Annotated in this window: 16 protein-coding genes and 5 tRNA genes; 9 read left to right on the top strand and 12 right to left on the bottom strand. The window is 31.4% G+C overall.

All coding sequences use genetic code 11. From position 1 onward, the window contains the following. The first annotated feature begins 40 nt into the window (after nucleotides 1-40). The 6 genes from AJ887_RS04190 to AJ887_RS04165 are packed head-to-tail and all read left to right on the top strand — an operon-like array spanning nucleotide 41 to nucleotide 5,430. Nucleotides 41-1,444: a Fe-S-containing protein gene (locus AJ887_RS04190; protein WP_070275914.1), complete on the top strand. Its 1,404-nt coding sequence runs from the start codon at nucleotides 41-43 to the stop codon at nucleotides 1,442-1,444. Then, nucleotides 1,431-2,723, top strand: coding sequence for an ABC transporter permease (locus AJ887_RS04185; protein ID WP_079860488.1), 1,293 nt, complete (start codon nucleotides 1,431-1,433; stop codon nucleotides 2,721-2,723). Before AJ887_RS04190 ends, AJ887_RS04185 begins: the two co-directional genes overlap by 14 nt. Beyond that, nucleotides 2,713-3,831, top strand: coding sequence for an ABC transporter permease (locus AJ887_RS04180; protein ID WP_053872189.1), 1,119 nt, complete (start codon nucleotides 2,713-2,715; stop codon nucleotides 3,829-3,831). The genes AJ887_RS04185 and AJ887_RS04180 overlap by 11 nt, the downstream gene beginning before the upstream one ends. Further along, nucleotides 3,828-4,481, top strand: a complete 654-nt coding sequence (locus AJ887_RS04175; RefSeq protein WP_002860103.1) for an ABC transporter ATP-binding protein — start codon at nucleotides 3,828-3,830, stop codon at nucleotides 4,479-4,481. Before AJ887_RS04180 ends, AJ887_RS04175 begins: the two co-directional genes overlap by 4 nt. Continuing rightward, nucleotides 4,478-4,966, top strand: coding sequence for a TlpA family protein disulfide reductase (locus tag AJ887_RS04170; RefSeq protein ID WP_002851267.1), 489 nt, complete (start codon nucleotides 4,478-4,480; stop codon nucleotides 4,964-4,966). The genes AJ887_RS04175 and AJ887_RS04170 overlap by 4 nt, the downstream gene beginning before the upstream one ends. Continuing rightward, nucleotides 4,927-5,430, top strand: a complete 504-nt coding sequence (locus AJ887_RS04165; RefSeq protein WP_038814768.1) for a TlpA family protein disulfide reductase — start codon at nucleotides 4,927-4,929, stop codon at nucleotides 5,428-5,430. Before AJ887_RS04170 ends, AJ887_RS04165 begins: the two co-directional genes overlap by 40 nt. 9 nt (nucleotides 5,431-5,439) lie before the next feature. Here the strand turns inward: AJ887_RS04165 and AJ887_RS04160 are convergent, their stop codons facing one another. The 12 genes from AJ887_RS04160 to recA all read right to left on the bottom strand — a co-directional run bounded on the left by AJ887_RS04160 (nucleotide 5,440) and on the right by recA (nucleotide 11,299). After that, nucleotides 5,440-5,877, bottom strand: a complete 438-nt coding sequence (locus AJ887_RS04160) for a DUF411 domain-containing protein (protein ID WP_070275912.1) — start codon at nucleotides 5,875-5,877, stop codon at nucleotides 5,440-5,442. A gap of 280 nt (nucleotides 5,878-6,157) precedes the next feature. Then, nucleotides 6,158-6,598, bottom strand: coding sequence for a hypothetical protein (locus AJ887_RS04150; protein WP_070239916.1), 441 nt, complete (start codon nucleotides 6,596-6,598; stop codon nucleotides 6,158-6,160). Between the two features lie 174 nt (nucleotides 6,599-6,772). Continuing rightward, a tRNA-Leu gene (locus tag AJ887_RS04145) sits at nucleotides 6,773-6,857 on the bottom strand. A gap of 5 nt (nucleotides 6,858-6,862) precedes the next feature. Next, nucleotides 6,863-6,939: transfer RNA gene (locus tag AJ887_RS04140), tRNA-Arg, on the bottom strand. 13 nt (nucleotides 6,940-6,952) lie between these two features. Beyond that, nucleotides 6,953-7,029: transfer RNA gene (locus AJ887_RS04135), tRNA-Arg, on the bottom strand. A 4-nt stretch (nucleotides 7,030-7,033) separates the two neighbouring features. Continuing rightward, nucleotides 7,034-7,110: transfer RNA gene (locus tag AJ887_RS04130), tRNA-His, on the bottom strand. Between the two features lie 24 nt (nucleotides 7,111-7,134). Then, nucleotides 7,135-7,212: transfer RNA gene (locus AJ887_RS04125), tRNA-Pro, on the bottom strand. 42 nt (nucleotides 7,213-7,254) lie between these two features. Then, a complete protein-coding gene (locus AJ887_RS04120; protein ID WP_002869692.1) occupies nucleotides 7,255-8,103 on the bottom strand; it encodes a DNA ligase in 849 nt (282 codons plus the stop codon). Beyond that, nucleotides 8,103-8,765 (bottom strand): glycoprotein CgpA, encoded by a 663-nt coding sequence (gene cgpA, locus AJ887_RS04115; protein WP_044778615.1) that lies wholly within the window; start codon nucleotides 8,763-8,765, stop codon nucleotides 8,103-8,105. The genes AJ887_RS04120 and cgpA overlap by 1 nt, the downstream gene beginning before the upstream one ends. Beyond that, nucleotides 8,755-8,958 (bottom strand): hypothetical protein, encoded by a 204-nt coding sequence (locus AJ887_RS04110; RefSeq protein WP_002839177.1) that lies wholly within the window; start codon nucleotides 8,956-8,958, stop codon nucleotides 8,755-8,757. Before AJ887_RS04110 ends, cgpA begins: the two co-directional genes overlap by 11 nt. Before the next feature lie 65 nt (nucleotides 8,959-9,023). Continuing rightward, complete coding sequence (gene eno / locus AJ887_RS04105; RefSeq protein ID WP_044779909.1) at nucleotides 9,024-10,268, bottom strand: phosphopyruvate hydratase; 1,245 nt, start codon at nucleotides 10,266-10,268, stop codon at nucleotides 9,024-9,026. Next, on the bottom strand, nucleotides 10,268-11,299 hold the full coding sequence (recA, locus tag AJ887_RS04100; protein ID WP_002862302.1) for a recombinase RecA: 1,032 nt from the start codon (nucleotides 11,297-11,299) through the stop codon (nucleotides 10,268-10,270). Before recA ends, eno begins: the two co-directional genes overlap by 1 nt. 105 nt (nucleotides 11,300-11,404) lie before the next feature. On the opposite strand from recA, the gene AJ887_RS04095 reads away from it, so the two are divergent. From AJ887_RS04095 to AJ887_RS04085, 3 genes are read left to right on the top strand one after another with little or no spacing between them, the layout of a single operon-like run. Further along, on the top strand, nucleotides 11,405-12,265 hold the full coding sequence (locus AJ887_RS04095; RefSeq protein ID WP_070239936.1) for a menaquinone biosynthesis family protein: 861 nt from the start codon (nucleotides 11,405-11,407) through the stop codon (nucleotides 12,263-12,265). A gap of 11 nt (nucleotides 12,266-12,276) precedes the next feature. Then, nucleotides 12,277-12,546 carry a flagellar biosynthesis protein FliQ gene (gene fliQ / locus AJ887_RS04090; protein WP_052802172.1) on the top strand — a complete coding sequence of 90 codons (270 nt, stop codon included), beginning with the start codon at nucleotides 12,277-12,279 and terminating at the stop codon, nucleotides 12,544-12,546. Then, the gene (locus AJ887_RS04085) at nucleotides 12,543-13,319 is read left to right on the top strand and encodes a UDP-N-acetylmuramate dehydrogenase (protein WP_070284858.1); all 777 of its coding nucleotides are present in this window, start codon (nucleotides 12,543-12,545) and stop codon (nucleotides 13,317-13,319) included. The genes fliQ and AJ887_RS04085 overlap by 4 nt, the downstream gene beginning before the upstream one ends. Nucleotides 13,320-13,566 lie beyond the last annotated feature (247 nt).

Genomic DNA, 13,566 nt, shown 5'->3' with positions numbered 1-13,566 from the left:
TTATTGAAAAATTAAAATAACAATGTTTAAAGAGTAAATTATGAGTATATATTTTGTGCATTTTCTTATCAGTGTTTTGCCACTAAGTATTTTAATAGCCTTTATCACTCCTGATAAAAAATATATTTTTAAAAGTTTTTTAGTAGTTTTTTTGGGCTTTTTATTTGGATATTTTGCTTTTTTTATCGCAGCACAATTTTTAAAAACCGAAAATTTAATCTTTAATTTTGATTTTGTTTTTATAGGTTTATTGCTAGTAAGCTTTATATTTTATTTTTGGAAAAAAATTGAAATTTTAAATTTTATTTTATTGGGAATTTTAAGTTTTTGCACCGCTTTGCATTATTATTTTTTAAGTCAAGATTTCCCTATTTTTACTAGCTCTTTAATCGATAGCGAAGGTATAAGTTCTTTAGGTTTTATTGCTTTAGCCTTGCTTGTTTGTATTTTGATTTTCTTCTTTTTAAAATGGCAAAAAAATTTTAATCAAAAAACAAGCTTTATGCTGTTTTTACTGCTTATCCTTATAGAAAGCGATAAAGCTCTAGCCAATATCTTGCTTACTTTAATGCGAAATTCCATCATAGAAACTCATACTTTTTTAGTGAGTTTTGTAGGAAAAAGTAATTATTTTGGTGTTTTTGGAATTTATGTTTATTTAATTTTCATCACTTTTTTAGCATTCTTAAGCTTAAAAATTCGCAAAAAAAATATAAGCAAAAAACAAATTTTAGATATAAATTATCGCAAAAACAAAGCTAAAACAAGTCTTATTAATCGCTATTTTTCCAGTGTTTTTATCTCTTGTGTTATAAGTTTTTGCATTATTTTATACTTTTTTATGGTAAGCTCTAAGCCTTTAACCATAGATGAGCCTAAAGAAATTTTACCCGATAAGAATGGCAAATTTATCTTTGATATAGCTCTTTTAAGGGACAACAAACTCCACCGCTTTGCTTATATCAGCGCTGAAGGCAAAGTGATAAGGTTTTTTCTTATCAACAAAAGAGAAGATAGGGATTCTCCTGTAGCTGTTTTTGATGCTTGTATGATTTGTGGAGATATGGGCTATATCAAAAAAGATGGACAACTCATTTGCATTTCTTGCAATGTGCGTATTTTCTTGCCTAGTGTAGGCAAAAGCGGGGGTTGCAATCCTATCCCACTCAAATACGAATACGATGGTAAAAAAATTACCATAGATGTTAAAGATGTAATAGCAGGATCTAATTATTTTAGTCAAATCAAAGAAATTGAAGTGCAAGATCCTGTATCAAAAACAAAGGTTATAAACACCCAAGCTCCTTTTTCTTATAGCTATAAAGGGATTACTTATTATTTTTCAAATCAAAACAACTATGAAGAATTTAAAAAAGATCCTACAAAATATGTAGAAGAAAACGAAGCGAAATTTTTAATCCAAAGGAGAAATGATGTTGGCTAAAATGATTTTTAACTCTATATTTAAAAACAAAATTCAAAAATTTTTAGCCTTTCTTACTTGTTTTTTAGCCACGCTTTTACTCTCTACTATGCTAAATATTACCCTAAGTATAGGCGATGAAGTAACCAAACAACTCAAAAGCTATGGCTCTAATATCCTTGTTTTACCCAAAGGCTCAAGTCTTAGTATAGAAATAGGTAATGAACTTTATGAACCCTTAAAAAACAAAAACTATCTAGAAGAAAAAAATTTATATATGATTAAAGACATTTATTGGCGTAACAACATCACCGCACTTGCTCCTTTTTTAGAAGGTAAAATCACAATTGAAAACTCCCAGCAAAAAGCACTTATTTATGGGACTTATTTTCAAAAAGCCATAAAAATTAAAGATGATGATGATTTTATCACAGGTATAAAAAGTCTTTATCCTTATTTAGCAGTGCAAGGAGAATGGGCAAAAGATGATAGCAATGAAATCATGCTAGGTGAAGACTTTGCTAAAAACAATAAATTAAAATTAGGAGATACTATCAAACTCATAGGAGAAAACAATCAAAGCAAAGAAGCAAAAATTGTAGGCATTTTACTTCATGCCAATCCTAAAATGTCAAATAAAATCATCACTCCTTTAAATTTAGCTCAAGATTTACTCAACAAACAAGGGCTTTACTCAAGTGCAGAAGTAAGAGCTTTTACCATACCTGAATCAGCCCTTTCTGAAAAAGTGCGTCGCATGGGCGAAGAAAAATTAGATCAGTTAGAATATGACAAATGGTATTGCTCAGCTTATGTAGGCTCAATCGCTAGTCAAATTAGTGATGGCTTACCAGGTGCTGATGCAAAAGCTCTAAATGCTATAAGCGATGCTCAAAGCTTGGTGGTTAAAAAGATCCAATCCTTAATGGGCATTACTTGCATTATTTGTCTTATTGTTGCAAGTATTGCGATTTCAAGCCTGATGAGTTCTGAAATTCATCGTAGAAAAAAAGAAATAGGACTTTTAAAAGTGCTTGGTGCTAATACTTTTCAAATTTATCTCATCTTTGCTAGTGAAAATTTAATCGTAGCTTTATTTGCTGCTTTATTTGGATTTATTTTTGGCACAGCACTTTCTCAAATCATCAGTCTTGGTATTTTTGGATATTTTATTGATATAGCCTTTGTAGCTTTACCTTTAAGCTTTATTTTTGCAGGACTTATTGCCTTACTAGGTTGCTTGCTTCCTATCAAAAATATCACACAACTTTCAGCTGCAGGAGTGCTTTATGGTAGATAAGTTTTTCCTTAATGAGCTTTTTAAAAGCATTAGCTTTTCTTATCAAAGACTTTTTATTATAGTTTTAAGTGTTTTTATAGGAGCACTTACTTGCTCAGCTTTTTTAAATATTTATTTTGATATTGATACCAAACTTTCTAAAGAATTAAAAGCTTATGGAGCAAATGTAATGATAAGCCCGAAGCAGGATGAAAATTTTATCTCCAATGCTGAGTATGAAAAAATAAAAGAAAATTTAAAGGCTAGAGCTTTAACTCCTTTTTTGTATGATTTTTTAAATTTAGGCAGTACAAGCGGAGTGGTTTTAGGCACTGATTTTAGGGCTTTAAAAATCACTAAACCTTTTTTAGAAGTTAAAGAAGGAAGCTTTTCTCTAAATGATTTTGATGAAAATTCAGCCTTTTTAGGGGTTAATTTAGCCAAGCAACTAGGCCTAAAAACAGGCAATGAACTTCAAATTTACAATCCAAACAACGGAAAAAGCATAAAACTTACCATAAAAGGCATACTTTCAAGCAATGATGAATTTGATAGCATTGTTTTAGCCCCTTTAAGCGTGGTGCAAAATTTAAGCGATAGAGCCGGTATTAACTATGCTAATGCTGTAGTTTATGGAAATTTTGATGAAGTTAAAGCCAAAACACAAGCAATCAACAATGAATTCATCGATGTAAAACCTATATCTTCAGTATCCTTAAGTGAAGGTTTAGTGCTTGGAAAAATCAAAGCTTTAATGTTTTTAATCATACTTGTAGTATTGATCATAGTTACTACTAGCGTTAATACAACTTTAAGTTCTATTATATTTTCTCGTAAAAAAGAAATCGCACTGCGTTTAGCCTTGGGTGCGAAAAAAAGTGAAATTTTTAAACTTTTTGCTAGTGAATGCTTTATAGTAAGTTTTTTTGCTAGTTTAATCGGAGCTTTTTGTGGGATATTTTTAGCCAATGTCTTTGGTTATTTGATTTTTAATTCTAGTATTGATTTTAGATTTATAGCTGTTTTTATAGCCTTAATCATTTCTTTGATTTTTGCCTTTTTGGCTGCATTTTTTCCTATAAAAAGAGCATTAAAAATCAATGTGTGTGAAAATTTGAAAGGTGAATGATGAAAAAAGAACTTATTAAAATAAACAATTTAAATAAAGAATTTGGCAAAGTTAAAGCCTTAAACAATATCAACTTAAGCGTCTATGAAGGAGAATGGCTTGCCATCATGGGTCCATCAGGAAGTGGAAAATCAACACTTTTAAACATACTATCGCTCATGGATACTCCAAGCTCTGGAGAGTATATCTTGGATAATGAAAACCTAGAGCAAATGGATGAAGAGCAAAAAATCACCTTGCGTCGTGAAAAAATAGGGCTTGTCTTTCAACAATTTCATCTTATCCCCTATCTTAACGCCCTAGAAAATGTTATGCTCTCTCAGTATTATCACTCAAGTGTAGATGAAGAAGATGCCAAAATGGTTCTTGAAAAAGTAGGACTTTCGCATAGACTCACTCATTTACCTAGTCAATTAAGTGGCGGAGAACAACAAAGAGTTTGTATAGCAAGAGCTTTAATCAACAACCCAGAGCTTTTACTCGCAGATGAACCCACAGGAAATTTAGATGAAGCCAATGAACAAATCGTTCTTCAAACCTTGCAAAAATTAAAAAATGAAGGCAAAACCATAGTTTTAATCACACACAATCCTGATTTAGCCAAATTCGCAGATCGAACCCTTATCTTACAACATGGGGTGTTAAAATGAAAAAAAGCCTTTTAATCTTAAGCATTTTGTTTTTACTCAATGCTTGTTCTTTTGAAAATTCAAAAGATACTGGAAAAGTTGGAGAAAAAAGCGCTGAAATTTCAGCTAAAGATACCTTAGGAAAAGCTGTAAAACTTGCTGATGATAATACAAGTTTAAAAGTCTTAGTCTTTTTTCAAAATGGTTGCCCTTCTTGCTTAAAAGAACTCCCTTCTTTAGATGAATTCATACAAAATCATCCCAATAAAATCAGTGTTTATGCTATAAATTCCATCGATAATGCCAATGTGGTTAAGGTTTTAGCCGAACAATTTGACTTTAAAAATGTAAAAGTTTTAAAAGACGATCTTAAAATCACCAATGATCGTTATGCTGTGTTTGCAACCCCTACTACCATCATCATTAAAGATGGGATGATAAAAGATAGAATTTTAGGAGAAAAACCATGGGAATTTTTCGAATCCAAGCTTATTTCTTTGCTTTAATCATAGCTTTATTTTTTGTAGCTTGTGATAGTGGAGAAAATTTTAAAGCTTTAAATAGTGATAAAACCTATAATTTTGCCTACAATGGTTTTGAAAAAAGCCTAAAACTAAATGATAAAGCACAAAATTTTGCTTTAGTATTTTTCACAAAAGATTGCGGAGTTTGCAAAGAACAAATTCCTATTTTGCAGAATTTGGCTAAAAATTATGATTTTAGTATCTTTGTGGTTTTAGGTGATGCAAATGATGCAAATGATGCAAAAGCTTGGGCTGATGAAAAAGGTTTATCTAATTTAGCAATGTTTTATGAAAAAAGAGCAGCTAAATACCTTTCAAGTGCCATTGGGGAAATATATGGAGTACCTGTGCTTAGTTTTTTCAAAGAAGGAAAAATGGATGAAAAATTCATAGGCTTAACTCCTTATAGCATACTTGAAAAAGAAATCAAAAAAGTAAAAAGCTAAAAATTTACTTTAAAGCTTTTTATCTCCTATAAAATATCCATAAAGCTCATAGCTTCCATCTTTTTTCATCAAAATTACAGGATATTTTTCACTATAACCTTGTTCCATTCCTGGGCTTCCTTGCGGCATGCCAGGAGCTGAAATTCCTATAACATCTTTAGGTTTGTTTTCAAGCAACCAGCTTACAGCACTTTCAGGAACATGCCCTTCAATAGCATAACCTTCAATCACACCTGTATGGCAACTTTGATACTCATCTTTTATACCCATTTTTTCTTTGATTTTAAGAAAATCATTGGTTTTATGAACACTAACCTCATAACCCTTAGCTTTCATATAATCAGCCCAAAAATCACAACAGCCACAAGTAGGACTTTCATAAACTTGTATTTCCTTAGCCTGCGTAAGAGTGAGTAAAAAAAGAATGGTTAAAATTGTTTTTTTCATAATCGCTATCCTAAGTAAAAAATATATAATAATACTTTTATAAAGTTAATATCATCACATTTTTAACACTAAAAAATAAAATTACAAAAATTTAATCAAAAAAAGATTTTTAATGAGTGCTGATTTTGTCTTTACAGCAAAGATATAAAAGATAAAACGATTTAAAAAACTAGAAATTTTTAACTTAAAAAGCTTAAAATTTAGATATATTTTATACTATGTTTTTTATAGTCAAAACCTTTATGGTGTGAAAGCTCTATTATTTTAGAGCTTTCAAATATTATTTGAAATTATAGCGCTTTGAAGAGATACCAGAACGACAATTAACGCCATTGCTTAATTTTATAGGTCTATCAAAATGATCACATTCAATATCCCATTCAGAAGCCCAATTTGTTTTTCTATCTACAACTAAGAATTCATTATAATAAACAGTCTTTCCTTTTGCTATTTCTTGTTTCATTACTTTTAAAGCCCTTTGAACACCTTCATATTCATGCGGATCATCTTTTTTGATACTTTCTATAGCATAAATTTCTAAGTTATCAGTATTGAATTCATCTTTCATTTCTTCTTTAGCGTTATCTAAAGCTATTTTTGCATAGGCATCATCTCCTCCTGATACTTTAACTAAATTAGAATCATGTATAGTAATAACACCTGCAAACGCTGACACATTTAAAGCAACTAAAGCTACTAAAGCTAAACCTAATTTTTTCATTTTATCTCCTTGAATTGAATTTTGTATATTTTAATTATTTTTCAAATCTTTTGCAAGATAATTTTTAAATTTATCTAAATTAAATTTGCATTTTATCTAACAATCATAAGAAATTTTAAAATGAAATAAAAATTTATGAGAAATCAACTCTTGTTTGAAAATGATAAAAGTAAGTGGTGCGGATGAAAGGACTTGAACCTTCACGCATTGCTGCACCAGATCCTAAGTCTGGCGTGTCTGCCAATTTCACCACATCCGCTAAAGTGGTACGCCCAAGAGGATTCGAACCTCTGACCTACGGCTTAGAAGGCCGTTGCTCTATCCAGCTGAGCTATGAACGCATATAAAATCTGGTGGTGCGCTCGATAGGAATCGAACCCATAACCTACAGATCCGAAGTCTGTCGCTCTATCCAGTTGAGCTACGAGCGCTTAGTGGGGTGAGTGATGGGAATTGAACCCACGACCCTCAGGACCACAATCTGATGCTCTAACCGACTGAGCTACACTCACCATTTTGTATAAATTTATAAAAAATGGTCGGGGTGAAAGGATTCGAACCTTCGGCCCCTTGGTCCCAAACCAAGTGCGCTAACCAGACTGCGCTACACCCCGAATAAATAAAAGGAAATATTTTATCACAAAATAATTTTAAAGTCAAGGATTTTCATCTCTTATTCTTAAAAAAACCGGAAAGCGAGGTAAGGAATTTTTGGTCAATCCATTAAATTTATAAGTCACAATACTACCAATTTTTGGAGGATTTTTTCTATCTTCATCTTTTAAACCACTGCCTATTTTAATGATTTGTCCATTAGGCATTTTACAAAGTAAGGCACCTACTTGATTTTCAAATTTACCCTTACCCTTGCGAAATCCTACCAACTCACATTCTGCATCATCATAGGGTTTTAATTTCATAGCATTTTTACTTCTGCCTTTTTCATAAGGACTTAAATTTTTGCGTATGACAATACCTTCACCTTGATTTTTTATAATGCTTTCGTAAAATTGATTTAAATTATTTTGATTTTCAACTGGAATTTGAGGAATAATTTTTATATAGGCACTAGGATATTTTTGCAAATACTCTTCTAAAACAGCCAAACGATTTTTAAGCGTGCAAGTAGAAATTTGAAATTCTTCGCAAGCATTTGGCACATCAAAAATATTATAAGTTACTTCTTTCCATAAGGTCAAATTGCTATCGCCACTACGAATTAAAGCTGAAATTTCATCAAATTTATTTCTTGCTATCCAAAGCTCACCATCAATAGCAAAAGGAGGGAAATTTTTTGTAAAAAAGTCAGGAGTTTTTATTTTATAATTTTGGCGAGTTTTTAGATATTTCCCATCCCAAATTCCACGCACTCCATCAAGTTTTTCGCTCATCAAATAAGCATTAAAATCTTTAGAGTTAAAATCTTGCTTATCGAATTTGCTAAGAAGTAAAATTTCATTAGCAAAAACTAAACAAGCACAACATATTAAAAAAACAAACCTCATCAAAGCAGATTAATCATATATCCAGTTGCATCTTTTTGAATATTATAATTATAAGTTCCATCAAGATATATTACAAGTCGATAATATCCTTTATGAGATCCAAAGTCTATGCGTTTAAAAATAGAATTGCTAAGGCGTATGTTTTTTGTAGGACTAATCAAATTAGACCTAAAATCTATAACGATTTTGCTTGGATTTCCTACTGAAAAATCTGTGATCATTTCATCACTAGTGTTAAGTTTTATTTTGTTTTTATAAACCGCGTAAGAAATAAAATCATAAATCTTTGCAACCTGTAAAGGTATTTCAACATTGGCTGTTGAGTTTGATTCTTGTTTAGAGCTATTTTTTTCAGGTATAGTAACTGAAACATCAAGTACTTTTGAAGGATCAGGGCTTTTAAATCTTGATATAGTATAAGTATCGTGCCAATCAATACTTTTATTAATATCTAAATCGATCTTATCTTCACTTCCGTCTAAATTGATATAATTAAAAGTGATGCTTTTTAAAATTCTTGCACTAGAATTAAATTTAACTTCCTCTTTTTGAAATTCAGGTGGAGCAACCAAAGTTATATTTTGATCTGTCTTGAAAGGATTTTCATCGGCATATAAAAGAGAGGTAAAAATAAAAAATATTGCTAGAATTCTAGTTTTCATTTGGGTATAATCCTTTTAATTCAAAATAATCTTTTTGTGCTTTAGCATTTTGTTCTTTAAGCAAAATAATCTTTTTATTAAGCTCTTCTTTGGTATTTTCTAAGCTTAATAAAGTATCTAAAGAATACTGCCCAAAAAACATATTGCCAAAATAAATCGCTCCAATTACAACAAGAAAAGCCCAAAAAATCATTTTTATAACATGGGTATAAAAACTTTTTTTTCTTGTGCTTTCGTCGTATTCTTTAAGTAAATCGCTCAGAGCTTTTCTCCTAAGTATTCATCGCTTTCAAGTTCAATTTCAAGCAAGCGATTGTATTTTGCAGTTCTTTCGCCTCTTGCTAGGGCTCCTGTTTTGATTTGTCCTGTATTTAAAGCTACAGCAAAATCTGCTATAAAAGCATCTTCACTTTCGCCACTTCTATGACTCATCACGCATTTATAGTTATTTCTTTGCGCTAAACGCACAGTTCTCATAGTTTGGGTAATAGTTCCGATTTGATTTGGTTTGATAAGTACAGCATTTGCCATTTTTTTGATGATGCCTTCTCTTAAAATATCTTCATTGGTTACAAATAAATCATCACCCACAAGTTGAATTTTATTGCCTAATTTTTCAGTCAGCTTGATCCAACCTTCAAAGTCGTTTTCAGCTAAACCATCTTCGATACTGCAAATTGGATATTTTGCACAAAGTTCTACATAGCGTTCGATCAAATCCTCGCTTGAAAAAGCCTTGCCTTCCATGTTGTATTTGCCATCTTTGAAAAATTCTGTACTTGCTACATCAAGAGCGATTTTTACACGATTTTCATAACCTGCTTTTTTGATACAAGTCATTAAAAGATCGATAGGTTCTGTGTTGTTAGCTAAATTTGGAGCAAAACCGCCTTCATCACCTAAAGCCGTAGAATGTCCAGAATTTGCGAGTTCTTTTTTTAATATCGCATAAATTTCACAAACCGAACGCAAAGCTTCTTTAAAGCTGGTAAAACCGAAAGGCATGATCATAAATTCTTGAAAATCTACATTGTTGTTTGCATGAGCACCGCCATTTATGATATTACACATTGGTACAGGCAAAATGCTTGCATTTGCACCACCTAAGTAGCGATACAAAGGCATTCCCAAAGCAGCCGCAGCTGCACGAGCTGTTGCCATAGATACGCCTAAAGTCGCATTTGCACCTAAATTTGAGTAATTATTTGTTCCATCAAGCTCACGCAAAGTATCATCAAGTTGAGTTTGATTAAAAGCATCTAGCCCTAAAATTTCATCTGCAATGGTTTCATTGACATTTGCAACAGCTTTTAAAACGCCTTTTCCACCAAATCTTTCATCATTATCACGCAATTCTAAGGCTTCTTTTGAACCTGTACTTGCACCACTTGGAACTATGGCTGCACCTACACTTCCATCGCTTAGCGTAACTTCAGCTTTTACGGTTGGATTTCCTCTGCTATCAAGAACTTCATAGGCTCTAACATCTTCAATTACTAACATTATTCTTCTCCTTCGTCATCTTCGCTACCGCTGAACATACCTTCTATTCCCATAGAATTTTGAATCGCTTTTGTGATTTCATCTGCAATTTCAGGGTTTTCTTTTAAGAAAGCTTTTGAGTTTTCTCTACCTTGTCCAAGTTTTTTATCTTTATAAGAGAACCACGCACCACTTTTATCTACGATATCAAGTTTTACACCGTAATCAATCAACTCACCTTCACGGCTTAAACCCTCTCCAAACATCACATCAAATTCAGCTTGTCTGAATGGAGGAGCAACTTTATTTTTAACTACTTTTACTTTTACACGATTTCCTATAGGTTCTTCGTTTTGTTTTAAGGTTGCTACTTTTCTAACATCTAAACGCACAGAAGCATAAAATTTTAACGCATTTCCACCTGTTGTGGTTTCAGGAGTACCATAACCCATAGCACCGATTTTCATACGAATTTGGTTGATGAAAATTACTGTGGTATTCATTTTATGAACTATACCTGTAAGTTTTCTTAGAGCTTGAGACATAAGTCTTGCTTGAAGTCCTACATGTTGATCACCCATATCGCCTTCAATTTCTGCTTTTGGGGTAAGTGCTGCAACGCTATCTACTACGATAAGATCTACTGCACCACTTCTTGCTATAGTTTCTACAATTTCTAAGGCTTGCTCTCCAAAATCAGGCTGAGAAACATACAAATCATCTGTATTTACACCTAAATTTTTAGCATATTTTACATCAAGCGCATGTTCTGCATCGATAAAAGCACAAACTCCACCTGCTTTTTGGCATTCTGCGATAATGTGTAAAGTTAGAGTGGTTTTACCTGAACTTTCAGGCCCATAAATTTCTATAATTCTTCCTTTTGGAACACCGCCTATACCTAAAGCAAGATCAAGTCCAACTGAACCTGTGCCTATGCTATCGATTTGCTCAACTTCTTTATCCCCTAGTCTTAAGATAGTGCCTTTTCCAAAGGTTTTATCTAAACTTTTTAGGGCAGCGTCTAGAGATTTTCTTTTATTATCATCCATAACTTTCCTTAAAAATTCTAAATTTTTAGTTAGAATTCTAACAAAATAAAATTAAATAATGATTTATTTTGCTAGAATTAAAGCAAAGATTTAAAGGAAGTATAGATGAAAAAAATTACTATTGCGCATTCTCCTGATGCTGATGATATTTTTATGTATATGGCTATTAAATTTGGGTGGATAGGGAATGATTTTGCTTATGAAAATACAGCTTTAGATATACAAACTTTAAATGAATTTGCTTTGAAAAATGAATTTGATGCTACGGCTATTTCTTTTGGGCTTTATCCTTTAATTGCTTCTGAGTATGCGCTTTTACGCACAGCAGTGAGTTTTGGTGAAGGTTATGGGCCAAAACTCATCAAGAAAAAAGACACGCATTTAAAAAGAAATTTTAAAGTCGCTTTGAGTGGAGCAAATACCACCAATGCTTTGATTTTTCGTATGAAATACCCTGAAGCTAGAATTATTTATAAGAATTTTTTAGACATTGAAAATGCAGTTTTAAATGGTGAAGTAGATGCAGGAGTTTTGATCCATGAAAGCATTTTAGAATTTGATCAAAGTCTTTGCGTGGAAGCAGAACTTTGGGATATATGGCTTGAATTTACTAAAGAAAATTTACCTTTGCCTTTAGGTGGAATGGCTTTGCGTCGCTCTTTGCCTTTAAGCGATGCGATTAAGATCGAAAAGGATTTAACCAATGCTGTAAAAATCGCCGATGCAAATCGTAAAATTTTAGCCCCTATGCTTATGGAAAGAAAACTTATCCGTGTTGATGAAGAAAAACTGGATACTTATCTTAATCTATATGCCAATAAAAACTCCATTAGCATGAATCAAACTCAACTTTTAGCTGTAGATACGCTTTTTAAACTAGGATATGATTATAAATTTTATGATAAAATCATACATGTAAATGATTATCTTATCCCTAGCGAATACGAAGAAGCTAGAAATTCTTAAAAAGGATAAAAATGGATGAAAGTACCTTGGTTGCTCTTGGAGTGCAAACCTTTAAAATCACACTTTTACTTTCCTTGCCTATGCTTTTAGCAGGGCTTATTGCAGGGCTTATAATCAGTATTTTTCAAGCAACTACACAGATTAACGAAATGACACTTTCTTTTGTTCCTAAAATCATCTTGGTTGTAGTTATTTTAATCTTTTTAATGCCTTGGATGACTACAACTATGATTGACTTTACCGAAAACATACTAAATCAAATTCCAACTTTTATCAAATGATCATTGATTTTAAAAAATACTCTTCTGTGTGTATAGGAAATGAATTTGAAGTTTTGGTTTTGGATCAAATTTGTGATTTTGATGGTTTTTTAATAGGCGGTGCAAATAACCTTTTAGTTAGCCCAAAACCTAAAAATATAGGAATTTTAGGAGATAGTTTTGATTTTATACAAATTTTAGATCAAAATAAAGATTTTATACATCTTCGCATAGGCTGCAAAACAAAATCAAGCAAAATGTATCGTTTTGCCAAAGAAAATAATCTTAAGGGTTTTGAGTATTTAAGCAAAATTCCTGGTACACTTGGCGGGCTTTTGAAGATGAATGCAGGACTTAAAGGAGAGTGTATTAGTCAAAATTTAATCAAAATTGCTACTTCTCAAGGCGAAATTTTAAGAGAAAAAATAAATTTTGATTATCGTTTTTGTCCTTTAAATATGCCTTTTTTTTGGGCTGAATTTAAACTAAACTTTGGCTTTGATACCCTTAAAGATGAAGCTTTAAAAAATGCAAGGAGCAACCAACCTGGCGGAGCAAGCTTTGGCTCTATCTTTAAAAATCCAAAAAACGACTTTGCAGGACGTTTAATCGAAGCTGTAGGATTGAAAGGATTTAGCAAGGGAGATGCTATGTTAAGCGATAAACACGCAAATTTTTTAATCAATAAAAAAAATGCAAGTTTTGAAGATGCGTTTTTTCTTATCAAATTAGCCAGAAAAAAAGTCTTTGAAGAATTTGGCATAAACTTAGAAAATGAAGTGCTTATTATCTAACATACAAAACAATAAAAATTCTGTCTAAAAATTTTACTCTCATTAAATCAATTTTTTATATAAAATAAAAATTAAATTGAAATTTTATAATTATATAATAATCAGTATTTAATTATACTTTAAGTTTAAATATTTTATTATTCCACTATTTTATTTTTATATTTTATATTATTATTAAAAAATAAATAATATGAAATTAATTTCAAAATAAATCATTTTAAATAAGGAAGGAGAAAAATATTTGAGT

The sequence above is a fragment of the Campylobacter sp. BCW_6466 genome, from assembly GCF_001762835.1.
Classification (GTDB): Bacteria; Campylobacterota; Campylobacteria; order Campylobacterales; family Campylobacteraceae; genus Campylobacter_D; species Campylobacter_D jejuni.
The sequence above is the reverse complement of the archived record's forward strand: the minus strand, read 5'-3'. Positions and strand labels throughout refer to the sequence as shown.